The organism is Pseudomonas sp. DVZ6 (assembly GCF_024259445.1).
Lineage (GTDB): Bacteria > Pseudomonadota > Gammaproteobacteria > Pseudomonadales > Pseudomonadaceae > Aquipseudomonas > Aquipseudomonas peradeniyensis.
Genome location: NZ_JANCLM010000001.1, coordinates 279,025 through 300,741, shown reverse-complemented (window position 1 = coordinate 300,741; position 21,717 = coordinate 279,025). Strand labels below are relative to the sequence as shown.

The 21,717-nt window shown below is 65.9% G+C and carries 17 protein-coding genes and 1 tRNA gene; 7 read left to right on the top strand and 11 right to left on the bottom strand.

From position 1 onward, the window contains the following. Nucleotides 1-2: 2 nt before the first annotated feature. A tRNA-Gln gene (locus NMG10_RS01320) sits at nt 3-77 on the bottom strand. A gap of 395 nt (nt 78-472) precedes the next feature. Here NMG10_RS01320 and NMG10_RS01315 point away from each other — a divergent pair. After that, a complete protein-coding gene (locus NMG10_RS01315; RefSeq protein WP_050705088.1) occupies nt 473-715 on the top strand; it encodes a hypothetical protein in 243 nt (80 codons plus the stop codon). Nucleotides 716-821: 106 nt separating this feature from the next. Next, entirely contained in the window at nt 822-1,907 is a 1,086-nt protein-coding gene (gene zapE, locus NMG10_RS01310) for a cell division protein ZapE (protein WP_254463531.1), read from the top strand. A gap of 204 nt (nt 1,908-2,111) precedes the next feature. Here the strand turns inward: zapE and NMG10_RS01305 are convergent, their stop codons facing one another. After that, entirely contained in the window at nt 2,112-4,001 is a 1,890-nt protein-coding gene (locus NMG10_RS01305) for a propionyl-CoA synthetase (protein WP_254463529.1), read from the bottom strand. 153 nt (nt 4,002-4,154) lie between these two features. Here NMG10_RS01305 and NMG10_RS01300 point away from each other — a divergent pair, with 153 nt between their 5' ends. Beyond that, nucleotides 4,155-5,444, top strand: a complete 1,290-nt coding sequence (locus NMG10_RS01300; RefSeq protein WP_254463528.1) for a leucine-rich repeat-containing protein kinase family protein — start codon at nt 4,155-4,157, stop codon at nt 5,442-5,444. A gap of 61 nt (nt 5,445-5,505) precedes the next feature. Next, on the top strand, nt 5,506-6,372 hold the full coding sequence (locus NMG10_RS01295) for a LysR family transcriptional regulator (protein WP_203647351.1): 867 nt from the start codon (nt 5,506-5,508) through the stop codon (nt 6,370-6,372). Here the strand turns inward: NMG10_RS01295 and NMG10_RS01290 are convergent. The 5 genes from NMG10_RS01290 to NMG10_RS01270 form a co-directional block, all read right to left on the bottom strand. After that, nucleotides 6,346-7,503, bottom strand: a complete 1,158-nt coding sequence (locus NMG10_RS01290) for an HPP family protein (RefSeq protein ID WP_254463526.1) — start codon at nt 7,501-7,503, stop codon at nt 6,346-6,348. The two genes, NMG10_RS01295 and NMG10_RS01290, sit on opposite strands and share 27 nt — an antisense overlap. A 362-nt stretch (nt 7,504-7,865) precedes the next feature. Then, entirely contained in the window at nt 7,866-9,185 is a 1,320-nt protein-coding gene (locus NMG10_RS01285; protein ID WP_203647353.1) for a sensor histidine kinase, read from the bottom strand. Then, a complete protein-coding gene (locus tag NMG10_RS01280; RefSeq protein WP_254463524.1) occupies nt 9,182-9,850 on the bottom strand; it encodes a response regulator transcription factor in 669 nt (222 codons plus the stop codon). The genes NMG10_RS01285 and NMG10_RS01280 overlap by 4 nt, the downstream gene beginning before the upstream one ends. Continuing rightward, complete coding sequence (locus tag NMG10_RS01275; protein ID WP_203647354.1) at nt 9,851-10,165, bottom strand: PepSY domain-containing protein; 315 nt, start codon at nt 10,163-10,165, stop codon at nt 9,851-9,853. After that, a complete protein-coding gene (locus NMG10_RS01270; protein ID WP_234562621.1) occupies nt 10,165-10,470 on the bottom strand; it encodes a PepSY domain-containing protein in 306 nt (101 codons plus the stop codon). Before NMG10_RS01270 ends, NMG10_RS01275 begins: the two co-directional genes overlap by 1 nt. A 311-nt stretch (nt 10,471-10,781) precedes the next feature. On the opposite strand from NMG10_RS01270, the gene NMG10_RS01265 reads away from it, so the two are divergent. Continuing rightward, complete coding sequence (locus NMG10_RS01265) at nt 10,782-11,861, top strand: patatin-like phospholipase family protein (RefSeq protein ID WP_232855884.1); 1,080 nt, start codon at nt 10,782-10,784, stop codon at nt 11,859-11,861. Between the two features lie 53 nt (nt 11,862-11,914). Continuing rightward, nucleotides 11,915-12,271, top strand: a complete 357-nt coding sequence (gene queD / locus NMG10_RS01260; RefSeq protein ID WP_023630589.1) for a 6-carboxytetrahydropterin synthase QueD — start codon at nt 11,915-11,917, stop codon at nt 12,269-12,271. A gap of 60 nt (nt 12,272-12,331) precedes the next feature. Here queD and NMG10_RS01255 read toward each other — a convergent pair whose 3' ends face one another. Further along, nucleotides 12,332-12,811 carry a DUF1289 domain-containing protein gene (locus NMG10_RS01255; protein WP_203647356.1) on the bottom strand — a complete coding sequence of 160 codons (480 nt, stop codon included), beginning with the start codon at nt 12,809-12,811 and terminating at the stop codon, nt 12,332-12,334. A 408-nt stretch (nt 12,812-13,219) separates the two neighbouring features. On the opposite strand from NMG10_RS01255, the gene acnB reads away from it, so the two are divergent. Continuing rightward, entirely contained in the window at nt 13,220-15,829 is a 2,610-nt protein-coding gene (acnB, locus tag NMG10_RS01250; protein WP_203652677.1) for a bifunctional aconitate hydratase 2/2-methylisocitrate dehydratase, read from the top strand. A 181-nt stretch (nt 15,830-16,010) separates the two neighbouring features. Here the strand turns inward: acnB and prpD are convergent, their stop codons facing one another. From prpD to acnD, 3 genes are all read right to left on the bottom strand, one after another. Next, nucleotides 16,011-17,495, bottom strand: coding sequence for a 2-methylcitrate dehydratase (gene prpD / locus NMG10_RS01245; RefSeq protein WP_254463522.1), 1,485 nt, complete (start codon nt 17,493-17,495; stop codon nt 16,011-16,013). 158 nt (nt 17,496-17,653) lie between these two features. Then, a complete protein-coding gene (gene prpF, locus NMG10_RS01240) occupies nt 17,654-18,844 on the bottom strand; it encodes a 2-methylaconitate cis-trans isomerase PrpF (RefSeq protein ID WP_254463520.1) in 1,191 nt (396 codons plus the stop codon). A 150-nt stretch (nt 18,845-18,994) separates the two neighbouring features. Then, nucleotides 18,995-21,583 carry a Fe/S-dependent 2-methylisocitrate dehydratase AcnD gene (acnD, locus tag NMG10_RS01235; RefSeq protein ID WP_254463518.1) on the bottom strand — a complete coding sequence of 863 codons (2,589 nt, stop codon included), beginning with the start codon at nt 21,581-21,583 and terminating at the stop codon, nt 18,995-18,997. Between the last annotated feature and the right edge of the window lie 134 nt (nt 21,584-21,717).

Genomic DNA, 21,717 nt, shown 5'->3' with positions numbered 1-21,717 from the left:
AATGGCAGGGGCGGCTGGATTCGAACCAACGCATGGCAGGATCAAAACCTGCTGCCTTACCGCTTGGCGACGCCCCTGTATCGGATCTGGCGAGTGACTGACTCACTGCCTCACTGACAACCCCCTTGCAGCTCCGTGTGTTGCTGCTTGGGAATGGCCGGCACTTTAACAACCTTTTTTCGAGGTGGAAAGCTTTTTTTTGAAAAAAACGCAGAAAAACAGCAGGTTAGTTGTACCAGCCCGAATTTGTGGGGTTTCTGCCGGCCCTCTCGCGGGGCAAGCCCGCTCCCACGCAGACGATGCTCTGCGCAATGATTTCCCAAAGGCAAAGTGTTCTGGCGTGGGAGCGGGCTTGCCCCGCGATAGTCTCCACGACAACCATTCGTCGCAATTCCCCCTCCTTGCCTCAACACAATCGCATTCCTCCCTTCCAACCAGATAGACCCCATCGGCGCATCACAAGGAGGACGCCATGCCTGTTTCCCACGACCTCTACCAGGACCTGCACTACCCCCGCGAGATCGTCCAGCAGCGACGCCAGCACGACCCGCAGCTCGACCGTCTGCTCGACGAGTACATGGACATCGACAACCAGGTGCTGGCTGCCGAGTCGATCTCGGCCGGCAACTTCCAGGACGACGACCTGCGCCATCTCAAGGAGCGCCGCCTGGCGATCAAGTACATGATCGAGCGACAGCTGGAGCACAAGGCCTGACCTATCGCATTTCACGATCATTGCCCGACAGATTCTCGATTGGTCAAAATGCCCGGCGTCGCGCAAGCTGCGCCCTGCCCCAGATCCGCCCCGAGGAGCCTGTCACTTGTCCACCTGGATTCCCGCGCCCTTGCGCCTGCTCGGCCAACGTTTGCGTCACGAGCCACCTGCGCACAGCGCCCTTGCGAACTACTTCCAGGACCGCGCGACCGAACGCGGCTACACCCTGAGTGACGGGCAACGACAGGTGATCGCAGCGATGGCCACGCAGTTGGCCGCGCTCGCGACGGGCCAGGCACGCAGCCTGTACCTGCACGGTGCGGTCGGACGGGGCAAGAGCTGGCTGCTCGATGGCTTCTTCCAGGCCGTGCCGACGGCGGCCAAGCGTCGCTTGCACTTCCATGACTTCTTCGCCCGTCTGCACCAGGGGATGCATCGCCATCGGGCGCTGGACGATGCCCTGGAGGCGACCCTCGACGAACTGCTGGGGGATTGCCGGGTATTGTGTTTCGACGAGTTCCACGTCCACGACATCGGCGACGCCATGCTGCTCACCCGGTTGTTCGATGCCCTGTTCGCCCGTGGCGTGTTCCTGCTGGTCACCTCCAACTACGCCCCCGAGGGGTTGCTGCCCAACCCGCTGTACCACCAGCGCTTCCTGCCGGTGATCCGCCTGATCACCAGCCGCATGCAGGTGCTGGAAGTGAACGGTGACACGGATTTTCGCAGCCTGCCGGCCAACCATGAGCATCAGCGGTTTACCCAGGGGCATTATGTCTGGCCGGGCGACGCGCAGCAGCGCGTGCGCTTGCGGCTACCCGCGTCGCAGCCACTGCAACTGGAGGTCAACCAGCGCCCGTTGCGCGCCTTGGCCAGCGAGGGACGCCAGGTCGTATTCAGTTTTCACGACCTGTGCGAGCAGCCCACCGCGGTGATCGACTACCTGGCCCTGGCCGAACGCTATGACCACTGGATCATCGAGGGCCTGGACGACCTGGCCGAATGCTCGCAGGCGGCACAGCAGCGTTTCGTCAACCTGGTGGATGTGCTGTACGACCAGGACCGCCAGGTGACGGTGATCGGCAAGCGGCCACTGGAGCAGAGCCTGGACGGGTCGCTGGCCGACCTGATGCGCACCCGCAGCCGGTTGGGGCAGTTGCACCAGGTGGGGGCCCAACGCTCTATCGCCTGAGCGGGCCTCTTCGCGGGCAAACCCGCTCCCACAGGGTCCGCGCAGCTCTTAAGATCAGCCCTTTCAAGGTGTTCAACGTTAGAGTTGCGGCGAACACTTGGTGGCCCTCACTCGGTCAACAATCTTCGCATCCACAGACCTTGAAAGGGCTGGCTCTCAAGATCGGCACCACTTCTGTGGGAGCGGGCTTGCCCCGCGATGACTTCAACCTGCCCTGGGCAGGTCCGCCAGCACGCCTTCAATTTCAGCCAGCACCGCCGGATCATCCAGTGTCGAGGGCGGCACATAGTCCTGCCCATCGGCGATCTTGCGCAGCACCGCCCGCAGGATCTTGCCCGAGCGGGTCTTGGGCAGGCGCTTGACCAGGCGCACCCGGTTGAAGCATGCCAGCGCACCAATCTGTTCCCGCACGCTGGCCACCAGCTCGCCCTGCAACTGCGCCTCGCCAATGCCCTGGCCGTCCTTGAGCACCACCAGCGCCAACGGCACCTGGCCCTTGATCTCGTCGTGCACGCCGATCACCGCGCATTCGGCCACCGCCGGATGACGCGCCACCAGGTCCTCCATTTCACCGGTCGACAACCGATGCCCGGAGACGTTGATCACGTCATCGGTGCGCCCCATGATGTAGACGAAGCCGTCCTCGTCGAGATAGCCGCCGTCGCCGGTGTGGTAATAGCCCGGATAGCTGTGCAGGTAGGCCTGCAGGTAGCGCTCGTGATCGCCCCACAGCGTCTGGCTGCAGCCCGGCGGCAACGGCAGGGTGATGACGATGGCGCCCTGCTGGTTGGGGCCCAACGGCTTGCCGTCGTCGTCCAGCACTTGCACGTGGTAGCCCGGCACCGCGCGGTTGCTCGACCCCGGCCGCGCCGCGCTGCCTTCAAGGCCAACACAGGGCGCGGTCACCGGCCAGCCGGTCTCGGTCTGCCACCAGTGGTCATGTACCGCCTTGCCGCTGACCCGCTCGAGCCATTCATGAGTACTGGAGTCGAGCTTCTCCCCGGCCAGGAACAGCTGGCGCAGCGAGCCCAGGTCGTGGCGGCGGATCAGCTCACCGTCCGGGTCTTCCTTGCGGATCGCGCGCATGGCGGTGGGCGCGCAGAACAAGCCGTTGACCTTGTACTGCTCCACCACCCGCCAGTAGGCCGAGGCATCCGGGGTGCGGATCGGCTTGCCCTCGTAGAACACCGTGGTGCAGCCGCTCATCAACGGCCCATAGACAATCAGTGAATGGCCGACCACCCAGCCCACATCGGAAATGCCCCACCACACATCGCCCGCCTGCATGCCGTAGACATGGCGCATGGCATAGCACAGGGCGACTGCGTTGCCGCCGTTCTCGCGCACGATGCCCTTGGGTTTGCCGGTGGTGCCGGAGGTGTACATGATGTACAGCGGGTCACCCGCGTCCAGCGCCACCGGTGCCACCGGCTCGGCGCCGACCAGCGCATGCTGCCAGTCCAGGTCGCGCCCGGCCCGCAACTCGGCGCGCACCTGCGGGCGTTGCAGCACCAGCACATGCCGCGGCTGATGACGGGCCAGCTGCAGGGCGCGGTCGACCAGGGGCTTGTATTCGATCACCCGGTCGAACTCCAGCCCGCACGAGGCCGTGAGCAACAACGCCGGCCGGGCATCGTCGATGCGCAGGGCCAGCTCGTTGGCGGCAAAGCCGCCGAACACCACCGAATGCACAGCGCCGATGCGGGCGCAGGCGAGCATGGCCATGGCCGCCTGGGGCACCATCGGCATGTAGATGATCACCCCGTCACCCTTGCCCACGCCCAGCGAACGCAACAGCCCGGCCAGGCGCGCCACCTCGTCGCGCAACTGGTGGTAGGTGAAGGTCTCCTGCACGCCGGTCACGGGCGAATCGTAGATCAGCGCCAGCTGTTCGCCACGACCCTGCTCGATCTGGTAGTCGAGGGCCAGGTGGCAGCTGTTGAGGCGGCCGTCGGCGAACCAGCGGTGGGTGCCGTCGGTGTTCTGCTGCAGGATCTGGGTCGGCTTGCGCTGCCAGGCCAGCTGCTCGGCCTGGGCCTGCCAGAAGTCGGCGGGATCGGAAATGGAATGGGCGTAGCTGTGCTGATAGGTCATTGGTTCGCAACCCGGTACTTGTTGTTATTGAAGGGCGAACCTTGAGTATGGACCGGGGTGACGGCGCCGCCATCGGACTTAAGTCGCAACCCATATGCAGATTTGCCGCACCCGAGCGTTTACAATGCCCGGCCTCGAATACAGAACAGTCCCATGCATACCCTCGACGACCTGCGCGCCGGCCGCCTGCGCGGCATCACCCGCCTGAACCTCTGCCAGGAGCTGACCGATTTCCCCCGGGAGATCTTCGACCTGGCCGACAGCCTCGAGGTACTCGACCTCACCGGCAACAGGCTGAGTGACCTGCCCGCAGACCTGCACCGCCTGACCCGGCTCAAGGTGCTGTTCTGCTCCAATAACCGGTTTACCCACCTGCCCCACGCCATCGGCCGTTGCCAGGCGCTCGAGACCGCAGGTTTCAGGAGCAACCGCATCACCCGGGTCGACGCCCAGGCGCTGCCACCCGCGCTGCGTTCGCTGGTGCTCACCGACAACGCGCTGGAACAACTGCCCGAAGCCCTGGGCGACTGTGCTCAGCTGCAGAAACTGATGCTCGCCGGCAATCGCCTGCGCGCCCTGCCGCAGAGCCTGGCGCGCTGCGAGCGACTGGAGCTGCTGCGCGTCGCCAGCAACCGCCTGCAAGCCCTGCCCGACTGGTTGCTGCGCATGCCACGCCTGGCCTGGCTGGCGTATGCCGACAACCCGCTGCCGCCGGGCCTGGTCGCCCCCGCCACGGACGGGCACTGCCCGGTGCTGCATTGGCAGGACATCGACCTTGAAGAAGAACTCGGCCGTGGCGCCTCCGGAGTGATTCACCGTGCCCACCTGCGCGGCCAGGATGCCCCGGTGGCGGTCAAGCTGTACAAGGGCGCGATCACCAGCGATGGCTCGCCGCTGGCGGAAATGAGCGCCTGCATCGCCGCCGGTGACCATCCGCAACTGGTGCGCCTGGCCGGACGCATCGACGACCACCCGCAACAACTGCCGGCCCTGGTGATGCAACTGATCGACGCGCACTGGTCGAACCTGGCCGGACCTCCCAGCCTCGACAGCTGCACCCGCGACCGCCACCCGGACAACCGCCGCCTGACCTTGCCCGCCCTGCGCCGCCTGGTCGGCGGCATCGCCTCGGTCTGCGCCCACCTGCATGAGCGTGGCTTGAGCCATGGCGACCTCTATGCCCACAACATCCTGTTCGACGACGATGGCCAGTGCCTGCTGGGTGACTTCGGCGCCGCCTCGTTCCATCCGCAGGATGGCGGGGCCCAGGCCCAGGCCCTCGAACGCCTGGAGGTGCGCGCCTTCGGCATCCTCCTGGAGGAACTGCTGCAGCAGTGCGCCGAGCAGGAGCACGCGTTGCAGGCACTGGCGCTGCGCTGCCAACAGGCCGATGTGATGGCACGCCCGTCCTTCGCCAGCCTGGTGGCGCAATTACCCGGTTAAGCGCCCCACAACGGTGCAAAGCCTCTAGAATAGGGCACCCCTTCAGCCACAGAAGCGCCCCATGGACATCGATCAGGCCCGCACCTTCCTGGAAATCGTCCGCTGCGGCAGCCTGGTTGCCGCCGCCGAGCGCCTGTTCGTGTCACAGACCGCGATCAGCGCCCGGGTCCAACGCCTGGAGCAGCAACTGGGCTGCCAGCTGTTCGTGCGCAGCCGCAATGGCGCCAGCCTCACCAGCGACGGCGAGGCGTTCGTCAGCTATGCCAACCAGCTGGTGCAGACCTGGGAAGCGGCGCGCCGCGACCTGCCGCTGCCCCAGGGCTGCCAGCAGGTGCTGCACGTGGGCGCCGAAGTGAGCCTGGGCAACCCGATGCTGCTCGACTGGGTCAGCGCCCTGCACCGGGAGCTGCCCAGCCACGCCATCCGCAGCGAGGTCAGCGACGGCGAGTCGCTGCTGCGCAAGGTAGAGATGGGCCTGCTCGACGCCGCGCTGGTCTATCAGCCAACCTATGGCCCGGGCCTGCAGGTCGAGCAGTTGATGGAAGAGAAGCTGATCCGCGTGCGCCGGGTCGATGCGCCCGATCCCTATGTCTACATCGACTGGGGCGAGGCTTTCCGCCGCCAGCACGATGCCGCCCTGCCCGACCTGTCACGCCCGGCCCTGAGCTTCAACCTCGGGCCGCTGGCCCTGCAGTTCATCCTCGACCGCGGCGGCAGCGGCTATTTCCGCACGCGGGTGGTGCAGGCCTACCTGCAGAGCGGCGTGTTCGAGCGCGTGCCCCAGGCGCCGGAATTTACCTACCCGACCTTCCTGGTACACGCCCGCGAACGCGACAGCGAGGCTTTGCAGCAGGCCTTCAGCGTGTTGCGTCGGCTGGTGGCCGCTGGCGAAAGCGACTGGTCACAGCGCTGGGACCCGGTGATCTGAGCCCGGCGCGGCGGCGCTGAGCAGGTGTCGCTTGAGGCCGGCGATCAGGTCGGTCTGGGTGATCACTCCCACCAGGCGCTCGCCGTCGAGCACCGGCAGACAGTGCAAGCCTTGTTCACCGAGCAACGGCAGCAAGCGCTCCAGGGGCTGCTCGCCGTCGACACTGACCACCCGGCGGCTCATCACCTGCTCCAGGCGCACGGTCTGGCGACGGAACAGGCCACGCCAGCTGAAACACCCGCGGGCCATGGCGGGGCCGACCAGGTCGCTGAGGCTGACGATGCCGACCAGTCGCCCTTCCTCGAGCACCGGCAGGGTCTTCAGGTGGTGGCTGGCGAGCATCTGCCAGGCCTGCTCCAGGGTGGTGGCCGGCGTGGCGGCCTGCACGTCGCGGGACATCACCGAGCGCGCGGTGATACCGCCCAGGCTGCGCTGCAAGGCATGCTGCTCGGTGGCCAGGATGATGCGCTCCAGCTCGTCGCGGGTGACGTCGACGAACTCGCCGATCTCTGCCAGGGCCTGGTCCAGGTCTTCGCCCCGGATACCGACCCGCTCGCCCGGCAGGGGATCGTGAGTATGGTGCGGGTCCTTGCGCGGCACCGCGCCCTTCGGGTAACGCACCCCGGTCAGGCGGTTGTACAGCACCGCCACGCCCACCAGCACCAGCGCATTGAGCAGCACCGGTTCGAGCAGGTGGTCGCCCATGGCCACCAGGCCCGGATCGGCCAGTACCGCGCTCACCGCCACGCCGCCACCGGGCGGGTGCAGGCAGCGCAGCAGGCACATCACCAGGATCGCCACAGCCAGCGCCGCCGCCGCGACCCACAGACCGTCGCCAAATCCGTGACGCATCGCCAGGCCCACCACGCCGGCCAAGGCGTAGCTGCCCAGCACCGGCCAGGGCTGGGCCAGGGGCCCGGAGTGCACGGCGAATACCAGTACCGCCGAGGCCGCCAGCGGGCCGAGCAGGTGCAGGGCGATGGATGGGCCGTAGGCCAGGCTGCACAGATAGCCGGCGAGAAACAGGCCCAGCAGCGCGCCGACGCCGGCGCGCAGCCACTCTTTCTTGGGAATGTTCAGGGGCGCCGGAAGCAGGCGCTGAAAGCGGGATTGGGGACGCGAGGCAGACATCGAGGTATTCGGATCGTGTTCTTGTGCGGAAAAAGAAAGCCCAGCGCGACCGGCCTGGGCCCTGTGTTGCGCAATGCAGTGGCGCAAGGGGCTCCGTCCATGGAGAGATGGAAACCGCAGGGTTTCGTGGGGAGGGATTGTGCCGGGTGTGGGCAATGGCGGGCCAATTCAAAAAACTGCGGCTGAACTGCAATTTTTTTGCAGGGTTGATCCGAGTTTTGCAATCCCCTGTAGGAGCGGCCTTGTGCCGCGAAAGGGGCGCGTAGCGGCCCCACGATCTCTACATCATGCAAAATCGTCGGGGCTGCTGCGCAGCCCTTTCGCGGCACAAGGCCGCTCCTACAGGGGGTTGTGCACGCCGATCAACGTCCTTTTCGCGGCAGTTCGATACTGACCCGCAGCCCGCCCTGTGGGCTTTCCAGCAGCGCGATGCGCCCGCCCCAGGCCTCGACGATATCGCGCACGATACCCAGCCCCAGGCCATGGCCATCGACCTGCTCGTCCAGCCGCGAGCCGCGCTCGAGCACCTGCAGGCGCTGCGCCTCAGGGATGCCCGGACCATCGTCGTCCACCCACAGCCGGTAACCCTCGGCGGTCGGCGCGATGCCCAGGCGCACCTCGCTGTCGGCCCATTTGCAGGCGTTGTCCAGCAGGTTGCCGAGCAGTTCCAGCAGGTCCTCGCGGTCCCAGGGCAGCAACAGGCCGGACGGTACATCGCGCTCAAGCAGCAGGCCTTCGCCATGGATCATGCCCAGGGTCGCCAGCAGCCCTGGCAACTCGGCATCACAGTCGAACTGCGCGCCCGGCAGCGCGTCACCGGCCAGGCGTGCGCGATTGAGCTCGCGGGCCAGGCGCTGCTGTATCTGCTCCAGTTGCTCGCGCATCTGCGCACGCACCTCGGGCAGCGCCTGTAGGCGCTCGCTGGCGGCCAGGCTGAGCAGCACCGCCAAGGGTGTCTTCAAGGCATGACCGAGGTTGCCCAGGGCATTGCGCGAGCGCCGCAGGCTGTCCTCGGTATGGGCCAGCAGATGGTTGATCTGGTCCACCAAGGGTTGCAGCTCGCTGGGGACCTCGGCGTCCAGTTGCGAACGCTGGCCCTGCTGCAGCTGGGCGATCTGCTGACGCGCCCGTTCCAGCGGGCGCAGCGAGCGGGTCACGGTGATGCGCTGCAGCACCAGCACCAGCAGCAACGCCACCAGGCCCAGGCCCAGGCCGATCTGCTGCATGTGCCGGAAGCCCTCGCGCACCGGCGAATAGTCCTGGGCCACGCTGATCGAGATGTCCTGCCCCAGGCGTCGGTAATCGCCGCGATAGGCCAGCAGTTGCTGGCCCTCGGGCCCCAGCTCGTGGCCGTCATCCAGCCCGGGCTTGCCGGGCTTGGGCATGTCCAGGTCCCACAGCGAACGCGAGCGCCAGGTACCCTGGTCGAAATCGATGCGGAAGTAGTAGCCCGAGAACGGCTGCTGGTAGGCCGCCGACAGCCGTCGCTCGTCCAGTTGCAAGCCGGACGGGCCGCGCACCAGCGCCACCAGCAGGTTCTCGCTCTCCTTGCGCAGGCCCGCTTCCAGGTAGCGCTGCAGACCGGCCTCGAACAGCCACAGGGTCAACTGCGCCAGGGCCAGCCCCACCACCACCAGTACCGCCACCAGGCCCAGGCTCAGGCGCGCCTGGATCGACTTCACGCGGCGCTCCCGGCGTATACGTAGCCCTGGCCGCGACGGGTCTCGATCACGCTGCGGCCGAGCTTGCGCCGCAGGTGGTTGACGTGCACTTCCAGCACGTTGGAGTCGCGCTCGGTTTCACCGTCATACAGGTGCTCGGCCAGGTGGCTCTTGGACAGCACCTGCCCCGGGTGCAGCATGAAGTAGCGCAGCAGGCGGAACTCGGCCGCGGTGAGCTGGACATCGATACCCTCGCGGCTCACGCACTGGCGCGATTCGTCCAGGTGCAGGCCGGCCGCTTCCAGCTTCGGCTGGTTGGCCAGCCCCTTGGCCCGGCGCAGCAAGGCCTGGATACGCAGTTGCAGCTCCTCGGGGTGGAAGGGCTTGCTCAGGTAATCGTCGGCGCCGGCCTTGAGCCCCTCGATCCGCTCAGCCCAGGAACCGCGAGCGGTAAGGATCAGCACCGGGGTGGCCAGGCTGGCCGCGCGCCACTGCGCCAGTACCTCGAGCCCCGGCAAGCCGGGCAGGCCGAGGTCGAGGATGATCAGGTCGTAGGGTTCGCTCTGGCCCTGGTACACCGCGTCGCGGCCATCGGCCAGCCAGTCCACGGCGTAGCCCTGGCGTTGCAGGGCGGCGGTCAGTCCGTCGGCCAGGGGGACATTGTCCTCGACAAGCAGCAGGCGCATTCAGTCGTCTTCCTCGTCTTTGAGCAACTCGCCGGTGCGGGCGTCGAGCTTGATCTCGCGCACCACGCCGGCCGGGGTCAGCAGTTCGACCTCGTACTCGTAGCGCTCGTGCTTCTCTTCCAGCTCCGCCTCCAGCAGCCGCGCCCCGGGGTAACGCCCCAGGGCGGACTCGAGCAGTTGCTCCAGCGGCAGGATGATGCCCTTTTGCCGAAGGGCCAGGGCTTCATCCTGATCCAGGTCGCGCGCGGCGGCCAGCGAGCAGACGGTCATCAATGCGAAGGCAAGATAGCGCGTCGTTCGCGGTAGATCGCCCATCAGTTGTCCCGGGCGTCCCGCAGCACTTCACCAGTCTTGGCATCGACGTCCACGTCCCACTCGGCGTTCTGCGCATCACGCAGCTCGACCTTGAGCACGTAGCGGCCATAGGTGTTTTCCAGCTCGGAATCGGTGATGGTGGCGCCCGGGTGCTTGGCCTTGGCGATGTCTGCGATTTTTTGCAGCGACTGAACGGTACCGGCCTTTTCCAGGCCACTGATCTCGTGAGCCGGCACATCGGCCAGGGCAACGCTGGCGCCAAACGTCAGGGCAGCGGCAGTAACAAGGGCAGTCAAAGTTTTCATGAGGTTCTCTCCAGCGAGATATGTAATTTGTCTACGGGGTTAAGATTAACCACCGGTCCTTAACTCAACCTGAAAACAGCTGGCCGCATGATAGCGCAGCTCATAAGAGCCCGTACGCTGTCCCTTTGTAGGAGCGGCCTTGTGCCGCGAAAGGGCTGCAAAGCAGCCCCGGGATTTCAGCGTTGATGCAAAGATCGCCGGGGCTGCTTTGCAGCCCTTTCGCGGCACAAGGCCGCTCCTACAGGGGGATGTGTACGTCCAGCCCAGCGATACACTCTATACTGCCCGCCTGCCCCACCCGAGACCCCGCCATGAGCGCCATCCACATCAAGTACCCCGCCCTGACCTTCAAGGCCGGCCAGCGTGCCCTGCGGCAGATCCGCGAGCGCGGCCTGCGGGCCGAAGATGTCGGTGTGCTGCCGGGCGCCGCCGGTGGCCCCAAGCCACTGGGGATCCAGGGCCTGGACCTGGCGCTGTTCGGTGAATGGCTGCCCAGCGCGCCGCGCCAGCGTGCGCTGATCGGCGCCTCGATCGGTGCCTGGCGCTTCGCCAGCGCCTGCCTCGACGACCCGGTCGCCGGCATCCGCCGCCTGGGCGAGCTGTACACCGAGCAGGACTTCGCCAAGGGCGTGACGCCGAAAGCGATCAGCCAGAGCTGCCAGCGCATGCTCGACGACCTGCTGCAGGGCCGCGACGGGCAGGTCCTGGCCAACCCGCACTACCGCCTGAACATCCTGGTGGTGAAGAGCCATGGCCAGCTCGCCCACGACCACCGCGGCCGCCTGGGCATGGGCCTGTCCTCGGTGATCGCCAGCAACCTGCTGGGGCGCGCGCGCCTGGGCCGGCATTTCGAGCGGGTCATCCTCCACGACCAACGCGCCGCGCCGCCACTGGAGCCACTGACCGACTTCCCGTCGCGCAGCCTGCCGCTGGACCTGGCCAACCTGCGCCACGCCCTGCTCGCCTCGGGCTCGATCCCCATGGTCATGGAAGGCGTGCGCGACATCCCCGGCGCCGGGGCCGGCACCTACCGCGACGGCGGCCTGCTCGACTATCACCTGGACCTGCCCTACCAGGGCGACGACCTGGTGCTCTACCCGCACTTCACCGACAAAGTGGTGCCCGGCTGGTTCGACAAGGCCCTGCCCTGGCGCAAGGGCGACGCCACGCGCCTGCAGAACGTGCTGCTGATGACCCCGTCGCCGCAGTACCTGGCCGCCCTGCCCTACGGCAAGCTGCCGGACCGCAACGACTTCAAGCGTTTCATGGGTGATGCGCCGGGCCGCAGGCGCTACTGGTACCAGGCCATGGCCGAAAGCCGACGCCTGGGCGACGAGCTGCTGGAACTGATCGCCACCGAGCGGTTGCAGGATCGGTTGCAAGCCTTGTAGCGGGCATGCTGGTAGACTGCGCGCATCGTTGATTCACACAGAGTTATGCCAGCGTGGAAATCTTTAAGGAATTTACCTTCGAATCGGCTCACCGCCTGCCCAACGTCCCTGCCGGCCACAAGTGCGGCCGCCTGCATGGCCACTCGTTCAAGGTCGCCCTGCACCTGACCGGCCCGCTCGATCCGCACACCGGCTGGATCCGCGATTTCTCGGAGATCAAGGCGATCTTCAAGCCGATCTACGAGCAACTGGACCACAACTACCTGAACGATATTCCCGGCCTGGAAAACCCCACCAGCGAAGTGATCGCCAAGTGGATCTGGGACCAGGTCAAGCCGCTGCTGCCGGAGCTTTCGAAGGTGCGCATCCATGAGACCTGCACCAGCGGGTGCGAGTACACCGGTGACTGATCTGCACCGGCCTTTTCGCGGGTAAACCCGCGAAGAGGCCAGCACTATCACCCCAGAGCTTCAGTCCTGCCCGCGATCCAGGGCATCACGCAGAAAGCTCGGCGCGATATAGCGCTGGTAATGCGCCTCCGACAACAGAAAGAATTCCCGGTCGATGGCATCGCGCAACTGCGGCAGGTCCCAGTCGCGGAACTCCGGCAACAGCGCCATCCCGTACGCCTCCAGGTCACGAATCATCCGCGCCCCACGGGCGATCAGCTGATACGCCCAGCAATACTCCGACTGCTGCGCCACGAAACGGATCGAGCGCTGCTCCAGCTGCTGGCGCAGCAGCTCTTTGTCGAACACTTCCAGCTTGGCCATCATCACCTGCACCAGCAGTTGCTCCAGGCGCAGCCACACGGCGCGCTTCTGCTCGTCGTCGTAGCCGTTCCAGTGGATCACTTCGTGGTGAAAGCGCTTGCAGCCGCGGCATACCAGGTCGCCGTAGACCGTGGAGCACAGGCCGACGCAAGGGGTCTTGATGGATTGGTTGGACATGTAGAAACAACGGCTTGGCGGTGGAACACCGGTTCATGTTAGCCCTTTGTCTAACCAGGGTCACCCGTTAAAGTCATCTTCGCCGCCTTACTTTCGGCTTATTTTTGCCGTAGAATCACTCCGCCTTTTCAAGGCAACAATGTCCGTTGGAAGCTGTTTTCAAAGCGTCACGAGCACAGTTCATCCGGTAGAACGGCGTTGGCCCTGTCCATGCAAGCGCGCATGGCCATGGCCAACCCCTCATCAGCCTTCCGTTCTACAGGCGTAAAACTTTGAAAGCAGCTTCTGTAAGGATTCTCTGCGACCCTGGCTTGCCGGCTCAAAAAGCCGTCTTGAGCGCATGGGTGCATGGAATGCTGGATGAGCGTCCCGGACTCCCTTTAGGGACCACTGATGAGGGTAATAACTGTGCTTGAAGCCTACCGCAAACACATCGAAGAGCGTGCCGCTCTGGGTATCGTGCCCCAGCCGCTGAACGCCGAACAAACTGCAGGCCTGGTCGAGCTGCTGAAAAACCCGCCGGCCGGCGAAGAAGCCTTCCTCGTAGACCTGATCACCAACCGCGTTCCGCCAGGAGTCGACGAAGCCGCCTACGTCAAGGCCGCTTTCCTCTCCGCCGTCGCCAAGGGTGAAACCAAGTCCCCGCTGATCGACCGCAAGCACGCCACCGAGCTGCTCGGCACCATGCAGGGCGGCTACAACATCGAAACGCTGGTCGCGCTGCTGGACGACGCCGAACTGGGCGCCGTCGCGGCCGAACAGCTCAAGCACACCCTGCTGATGTTCGATGCCTTCCACGATGTGGCCGAAAAAGCCAAGGCGGGCAACGCCCACGCCAAGGCCGTGCTGGAGTCCTGGGCTGCCGGTGAGTGGTTCACCAGCCGTCCGGCAATCGCCGACAAGTACACCCTGACCGTGTTCAAGGTGCCTGGCGAAACCAACACCGACGACCTGTCCCCTGCCCCGGATGCCTGGTCGCGCCCTGACATCCCGCTGCACGCCCTGGCCATGCTGAAGATGGCCCGCGACGGCATCGAGCCTTCGCAGCCAGGTTCGGTCGGCCCGCTGGCCCAGATCGAAGCGGTCAAGGCCAAGGGCTTCCCGGTTGCCTACGTCGGTGACGTGGTCGGTACCGGCTCCTCGCGTAAATCCGCCACCAACTCGGTGCTGTGGTTCTTCGGCGACGACATCCCGTTTGTTCCGAACAAGCGCGCCGGTGGTTTCTGCTTCGGCACCAAGATCGCCCCGATCTTCTACAACACCATGGAAGACGCCGGCGCCCTGCCGATCGAGTTCGACTGCACCAACCTGGGCATGGGCGACGTCATCGACGTCTACCCGTTCAAAGGTGAAGTACGCCGTCATGGCAGCGACGAACTGGTCACCAGCTTCGAGCTGAAGACCGAAGTACTGCTCGACGAAGTCCGCGCCGGCGGCCGTATTCCGCTGATCGTTGGCCGTGGCCTGACCGAGAAAGCCCGTGCCGAACTCGGCCTGGGTGCTTCCGACCTGTTCAAGAAACCCGAGCAGCCTGCCGCTTCGACCAAGGGCTTCACCCTGGCGCAGAAGATGGTCGGCCGTGCCTGCGGTCTGCCGGAAGGCCAGGGCGTGCGTCCAGGTGCCTACTGCGAGCCGAAGATGACCACCGTCGGCTCCCAGGACACCACGGGCCCGATGACCCGCGACGAGCTGAAAGACCTGGCGTGCCTGGGCTTCTCCGCCGACCTGGTGATGCAGTCGTTCTGCCACACCGCGGCCTATCCGAAGCCGATCGACGTCACCACCCACCACACCCTGCCAGACTTCATCCGCACCCGTGGCGGCGTGTCGCTGCGCCCGGGCGACGGCATCATCCACAGCTGGCTGAACCGCATGCTGATGCCTGACACCGTCGGCACCGGTGGCGACTCGCACACCCGCTTCCCGATCGGCATCTCGTTCCCGGCCGGTTCCGGCCTCGTGGCCTTCGCCGCCGCTACCGGCGTCATGCCGCTGGACATGCCGGAGTCGATCCTGGTCCGCTTCAAGGGCAAGCTGCAGCCTGGCATCACCCTGCGTGACCTGGTCCATGCCATCCCTTACTACGCGATCCAGAAGGGCCTGCTGACCGTCGAGAAGAAAGGCAAGAAGAACGCCTTCTCCGGCCGCATCCTGGAGATCGAAGGCCTGAACGACCTGACCGTCGAGCAAGCTTTCGAGCTGTCCGACGCCTCGGCCGAACGTTCCGCCGCCGGTTGCACCATCAAGCTGCCAGAGAAGGCCATCGCCGAGTACCTGCAGTCCAACATCACCCTGCTGCGCTGGATGATCGGCGAAGGCTACGGCGATGCCCGCACCCTGGAGCGCCGCGCCCAGGCCATGGAAGCCTGGCTGGCCAAGCCTGAGCTGCTGTCGGCCGACGCCGATGCCGAATACGCCGAGATCATCGAGATCGACCTGGCCGACGTTAAAGAGCCTGTGCTCTGCGCGCCGAACGACCCGGACGATGCCCGCCTGCTGTCCTCGGTACAGGGCGAGAAGATCGACGAAGTGTTCATCGGTTCGTGCATGACCAACATCGGTCACTTCCGCGCCGCCGGCAAGCTGCTGGACAAGGTCAAGGGCGGTATCCCGACCCGTCTGTGGCTGGCCCCGCCAACCAAGATGGACGCCCACCAGCTGACCGAAGAAGGCTACTACGGCATCTACGGCAAGGCTGGCGCGCGCATGGAAATGCCAGGCTGCTCGCTGTGCATGGGTAACCAGGCACGTGTGCAGACCGGTTCCACCGTGGTCTCCACTTCGACCCGTAACTTCCCGAACCGTCTGGGCGACGCCACCAACGTGTACCTGGCCTCGGCCGAGCTGGCTGCAGTTGCTTCGATCATCGGCAAGCTGCCGACCGTCGAAGAGTACATGCAGTACGCGAAAGACATCGACAGCATGGCTGCCGACGTTTACCGCTACCTGAGCTTCGACCAGATCGCCGAGTTCCGCGAAGCGGCGGCCAACGCCAAGATCCCGGTGGTTCAGGCGTAAACTGAGCAGTACGTTGTAAGCGAAAGCCCCGGTAGCGATACCGGGGCTTTTTTGTTGGCTTGTGTTGGCTTTGCTGGCCTCTTCGCGGCTAAAGCCGCTCCCACAGGAAACCCGAACTCTTCAAGATCACGATAGACCTGTGGGAGCGGCTTTAGCCGCGAAGAGGCCGGAACAGGCAGCCTCAGATAACGAACAGATCAACGAACCTGTGCACCGGCATGGCCTCCAGCGTCTGCTGATCCTTGCACACATCCAGGATCGCCTCACAACGCTGCCGCGCAAACCGCGTCGCCAGGTTCTCCCTGAACTTGGCCTCGAGCAACGGCATCCCCTCCTCCCGCCGCCGCCGATGCCCGATCGGGTACTCCACCACCACCTGGGGGGTGTGCGAACCGTCCTTGAAGAACACCTGCACGCCATTGGCGATGGAGCGCTTGTCGGCCTCCAGGTACTCGCGGCTGAAACGCGGCTCCTCGACGATCACCATCTTCTCGCGCAGTCGGTCGATGCTCGGGTGCGCGGCATGGAAGGCATCCTCGTAGTGCTCGGCCACCAGCTCGCCGAAGATCAGCGGCACGGCGGTCATGTACTGCAGGCAGTGGTCACGGTCTGCGGCGTTGGCCAGCGGCCCCTCCTTGGAAATGATGCGGATTGCCGACTCATGGGTGGTGATGACGATCCGGTCGATCTCGTGCAGGCGGTTGCGCACCTGCGGGTGCAGGGTCACCGCGGCTTCGCAGGCGGTCTGGGCGTGGAACTCGGCGGGGAAGCTGATCTTGAACAGCACGTTTTCCATCACGTAGCTGCCCAACGGCTGCGGCAGGCGCAGTTCACGCAGCGGTTCGGGCTTGAGCGCCAGGTCCTTGTTGGTGTGGCTGAACGACACATCGTAGAAGCCCCACTGCCTGGCGGTCAGCGCACCGGGCACGCCCATCTCGCCACGCAGGGCGATATCGGCCAGGCGCACGCCGCGGCTGGAGGCATCCCCCGCCGCCCATGACTTGCGCGAGCCGGCATTGGGCGCATGGCGGTAGGTGCGCAGGGCCTGGCCGTCGACGAAGGCGTGGGACAGCGCCGACAGCAGTTGCTCGCGATTGGCGCCCATCAGCCTGGCGCAGACCGCCGTGGAGGCGACCTTGACCAGCAGCACATGGTCCAGGCCGACCCGGTTGAACGAGTTCTCCAGCGCCAGCACGCCCTGGATCTCGTGGGCCATGACCATGGCATCGAACACCTCGCGCATGACCAGGGGCGCCTCGCCGATGGCCACGCGCTTCTGCGACAGGTGGTCGGTGACCGCCAGGATGCCGCCGAGGTTGTCCGAGGGATGGCCCCACTCCGCCGCCAGCCAGGTGTCGTTGTAGTCCAGCCAGCGGACGACGCAGCCGATATCCCAGGCGGCCTTGACCGGGTCGAGACGGTAGCTGGTGCCGGGTACGCGGGCGCCATGGGGAACGAGGGTGCCCTCGACCAGCGGGCCGAGGTGCTTGGTGCATTCGGGGAAGCGCAGGGCCAGCAGGCCGCAGCCCAGGGTGTCCATCAGGCAATGGCGGGCGGTGTCCAGGGCTTCGGGGGAATCGACTCGGTAGCCGAGCACGTAGTCGGCGAGGGTCTGCAGGACCTGGTCGTAGTCGGGGCGGGTGTTGAGGTCTACGTTTGCGCTCATATACAGCTCCCTTCTGGATTGCCGGGGCCGCTCTGCAGCCCTTTCGCGGCACAAGGCCGCTCCTACAGGGGGAATGCAATCCTCTGTAGGAGCGGCCTTGTGCCGCGAAAGGGCCGCAAAGCGGCCCCAACCAACGAAAGCCGAACGCCACTGATGCCTTAGAAACTATCGCCAGGCACGCGCACCCAGCCCTCCATCAGCACCCGAGCACTTCGGCTCATGATTGCCTTGGTCACGGTCCACTGCCCGTCCACCTGACGCGCCTCGGCCCCGACCCGCAGCGTTCCGGACGGATGGCCGAAACGCACGGCACTTCGTTCTCCGCCACCGGCGGCAAGGTTGACCAGCGTCCCCGGGATCGCTGCGGCAGTGCCAATCGCGACCGCCGCAGTACCCATCATCGCGTGGTGCAGCTTGCCCATCGACAGCGCACGCACCAGCAGGTCGACGTCCTCGGCGGCAACAACCTTGCCACTGGAGGAGGTATAGCCGGTCGGCGCCGCGACGAACGCCACCTTCGGCGTGTGCTGGCGTCCGGCGGCCTGGTCGATGTGCTCGATCAGCCCCATGCGCACCGCGCCATGGGCACGGATGGTCTCGAAACGCTGCAATGCCGCAGCATCGCCATTGATGGCGTCCTGCAGCTCGGTACCGGTATAGCCGATATCGGCGGCATTGACGAAGATGGTCGGGATGCCGGCATTGATCAGGGTCGCCTTGAAGGTGCCGACACCCGGCACCTCGAGGTCGTCGACCAGGTTGCCGGTGGGGAACATCGCCCCGCCGTCACCGTCCTCGTCGGCGGCCGGGTCGAGGAATTCCAGCTGCACCTCGGCGGCTGGGAAGGTCACGCCGTCGAGCTCGAAATCGCCGGTTTCCTGCACCTGGCCGTCGGTGACCGGCACATGGGCGATGATGGTCTTGCCGATATTGGCCTGCCAGATCCGCACGGTGGCGATGCCATTGCGCGGAATGCGCGCGGCATCGACCAGCCCGCTGCTGATGGCGAACGAGCCGACCGCGGCGGACAGGTTGCCGCAGTTGCCGCTCCAGTCGACGAAGGCCTTGTCGATCGAGACCTGGCCGAACAGGTAGTCGACGTCGTGGTCGGGCTTGATGCTCTTGGACAGGATCACTGTCTTGCTGGTGCTGGAGGTGGCGCCGCCCATGCCGTCGATCTGCTTGCCGTACGGGTCGGGGCTGCCGATCACCCGCAGCAGCAGGGCGTCACGGGCCGGGCCAGGAATCTGCGCCTGCTCGGGCAGGTCCTGGAGGCGGAAGAACACGCCTTTGCTGGTGCCGCCACGGAGGTAGGTGGCGGGGATTTTTACTTGGGGTACGTGGGCCATTGTCGTGCTTCCTGATCTTTTCGTTTCGGCGAACATCCCTGGGGCTGCGTTGCAGCCCTTTCGCGGCACAAGGCCGCTCCTACAGGCGAGCGCGTCTCTCTGTAGGAGCGGCCTTGTGCCGCGAAAGGGCCGCAACGCGGCCCCGCTCACTCAGGCCGCGCCTTCCAGGAAGTCCTGGGCAAAGCGCTGCAATACCCCACCCGCCTCGTAGATCGACACCTCTTCGGCGGTATCCAGGCGGCAGGTCACCGGCACCTCGACACGCTCGCCGTTGCGTCGCGTCACCACCAGGGTCAGCGTCGCCCGCGGCGTGCGCTGACCGAGCACGTCATAGGTCTCGCTGCCATCCAGGCCCAGGGTCTTGCGGTCGGTGCCCGGCTTGAACTCCAGCGGCAGCACGCCCATGCCCACCAGGTTGGTGCGGTGGATGCGCTCGAAGCCTTCGGCGACGATCGCCTCGACACCGGCCAGGCGCACGCCCTTGGCTGCCCAGTCACGGGACGAACCCTGGCCGTAGTCGGCACCGGCAACGATGATCAGCGGCTGCTTGCGCTGCATGTAGGTCTCAATGGCCTCCCACATGCGGGTCACCTTGCCTTCCGGCTCGATACGCGCCAGCGAACCCTGCTTCACGCTGCCGTCGTCCTTGCGCACCATCTCGTTGAACAGCTTGGGGTTGGCGAAAGTGGCGCGCTGGGCGGTCAGGTGGTCACCGCGGTGGGTGGCATAGGAGTTGAAGTCCTCCTCTGGCAGGCCCATCTTCGCCAGGTACTCACCCGCGGCGCTGTCGAGCATGATGGCGTTGGACGGCGACAGGTGATCGGTGGTGATGTTGTCCGGCAGCACCGCCAGCGGGCGCATGCCGCGCAAGGTGCGCTCACCGGCCAGGGCGCCTTCCCAGTAAGGCGGGCGGCGAATGTAGGTGCTCATCGGGCGCCAGTCGTACAGCGGCGCGACCTTCGGCCCCTTGTCCTCCTCGATGGTGAACATCGGGATGTACACCTGGCGGAACTGCTCGGGCTTGACCGAGGCGCGCACCACGGCGTCGATCTCTTCATCGCTCGGCCAGATATCCTTCAGACGAATCTCCTTGCCGTCGACCACGCCCAGCACATCCTTCTCGATATCGAAGCGGATGGTGCCGGCGATGGCATAGGCCACCACCAACGGCGGCGAAGCCAGGAACGCCTGCTTGGCGTACGGGTGGATGCGCCCGTCGAAGTTGCGGTTGCCCGACAGCACGGCGGTGGCGTACAGGTCGCGGTCGATGATCTCCTGCTGGATCACCGGGTCCAGCGCGCCGGACATGCCGTTGCAGGTGGTGCAGGCGAAGGCGACGATACCAAAGCCCAGTTGCTCCAGTTCCTGCTCCAGCCCTGCTTCCTTGAGGTACAGCTGCACGGCCTTGGAGCCCGGCGCCAGCGACGACTTGACCCATGGCTTGCGGACCAGGCCGAGCTTGTTGGCGTTGCGCGCCAGCAGGCCGGCGGCGATCACGTTGCGCGGGTTGCTGGTGTTGGTGCAGCTGGTGATGGCGGCGATGATCACCGCGCCATCCGGCATCTGCCCCGGCACTTCTTCCCACTGGCCGGCGATGCCCTTGGCCGCCAGGTCGCTGGTGGCCACCCGGGCGTGCGGGTTGGACGGGCCGGCCATGTTGCGCACCACGCTCGACAGGTCGAAGCTCAGGGTACGCTCGTACTCGGCCTTGGCCAGGCTGTCGGCCCACAGGCCGGTGGCCTTGGCGTAGGTCTCCACCAGCTGCACCTGCTGGTCATCGCGGCCGGTGAGTTTGAGGTAGTCGATGGTCTGCTGGTCGATGGCGAACATCGCCGCAGTGGCGCCGTATTCCGGGGCCATGTTGGAGATGGTGGCGCGGTCGCCCAGGGTCAGCGCGCTGGCGCCGGCACCGTGGAACTCCAGGTATGCGCCGACCACCTTCTGCTTGCGCAGGAACTCGGTGAGCGCCAGCACCAGGTCGGTGGCGGTGATGTTCGGCGCCAGGCGACCGGTCAACTCGACGCCGACGATCTCCGGCAGGCGCATCCACGAGGCGCGGCCGAGCATCACGTTCTCGGCCTCCAGGCCGCCGACGCCGATGGCGATCACACCCAGGGCATCCACGTGCGGGGTGTGGCTGTCGGTGCCGACGCAGGTGTCCGGGTAGGCCACGCCGTGATCGTTGTGGATCACCGGCGACATCTTCTCCAGGTTGATCTGGTGCATGATGCCGTTGCCCGGCTGGATCACGTCGACGTTCTTGAACGCCTGCTTGGTCCAGTTGATGAAGTGGAAGCGGTCTTCATTACGGCGATCCTCGATGGCGCGGTTCTTGTCGAACGCCTGCGGGTCGAAGCCACCGCATTCCACAGCCAGCGAATGGTCGACGATCAGTTGTACCGGCACCACCGGATTGACCGCGGCCGGGTCGCCGCCTTTGTCGGCGATGGCGTCGCGCAGCCCGGCGAGGTCGACCAGGGCGGTCTGGCCAAGGATGTCGTGGCACACCACGCGGGCCGGGAACCAGGGGAAATCGAGGTCGCGCTTGCGCTCGATCAGTTGCTCGAGCGATGCGTCGAGGGTGGCCGGATCGCAGCGACGCACCAGGTTTTCGGCCAGTACGCGGGAGGTATATGGCAAGCCGTCGTAGGCGCCGGGCTTGATCGCCTCGACCGCGGCACGGGCGTCGAAGTAGTCCAGGGCGGTGCCTGGCAGGTTCTTGCGGAATGCGGTGTTCATATCGTTATCGGGCTCGGTCACGGTATGCGGACTGCAGGTCAGGCCACGGGGGGCGCTGCGCGCCCCTTTCGCGGCACAAGGCCGCTCCTACAGATGTTGCGCCGCCCCCTGTAGGAGCGGCCTTGTGCCGCGAA

Bases quoted from the DNA above. Each gene is read 5' to 3' on its own strand.
- NMG10_RS01300 (WP_254463528.1), top strand. From the start codon at position 4,155: ATGCATACCCTCGACGACCTGCGCGCCGGCCGCCTGCGCGGCATCACC.
- NMG10_RS01270 (WP_234562621.1), bottom strand. From the start codon at position 10,470: ATGAAAACTTTGACTGCCCTTGTTACTGCCGCTGCCCTGACGTTTGGC.
- NMG10_RS01280 (WP_254463524.1), bottom strand. From the start codon at position 9,850: ATGCGCCTGCTGCTTGTCGAGGACAATGTCCCCCTGGCCGACGGACTG.
- NMG10_RS01275 (WP_203647354.1), bottom strand. From the start codon at position 10,165: ATGGGCGATCTACCGCGAACGACGCGCTATCTTGCCTTCGCATTGATG.
- prpD (WP_254463522.1), bottom strand. From the start codon at position 17,495: ATGAGCGCAAACGTAGACCTCAACACCCGCCCCGACTACGACCAGGTC.
- NMG10_RS01255 (WP_203647356.1), bottom strand. From the start codon at position 12,811: ATGTCCAACCAATCCATCAAGACCCCTTGCGTCGGCCTGTGCTCCACG.
- acnD (WP_254463518.1), bottom strand. From the start codon at position 21,583: ATGAACACCGCATTCCGCAAGAACCTGCCAGGCACCGCCCTGGACTAC.
- NMG10_RS01315 (WP_050705088.1), top strand. From the start codon at position 473: ATGCCTGTTTCCCACGACCTCTACCAGGACCTGCACTACCCCCGCGAG.
- NMG10_RS01305 (WP_254463529.1), bottom strand. From the start codon at position 4,001: ATGACCTATCAGCACAGCTACGCCCATTCCATTTCCGATCCCGCCGAC.
- NMG10_RS01295 (WP_203647351.1), top strand. From the start codon at position 5,506: ATGGACATCGATCAGGCCCGCACCTTCCTGGAAATCGTCCGCTGCGGC.
- NMG10_RS01290 (WP_254463526.1), bottom strand. From the start codon at position 7,503: ATGTCTGCCTCGCGTCCCCAATCCCGCTTTCAGCGCCTGCTTCCGGCG.
- prpF (WP_254463520.1), bottom strand. From the start codon at position 18,844: ATGGCCCACGTACCCCAAGTAAAAATCCCCGCCACCTACCTCCGTGGC.
- NMG10_RS01265 (WP_232855884.1), top strand. From the start codon at position 10,782: ATGAGCGCCATCCACATCAAGTACCCCGCCCTGACCTTCAAGGCCGGC.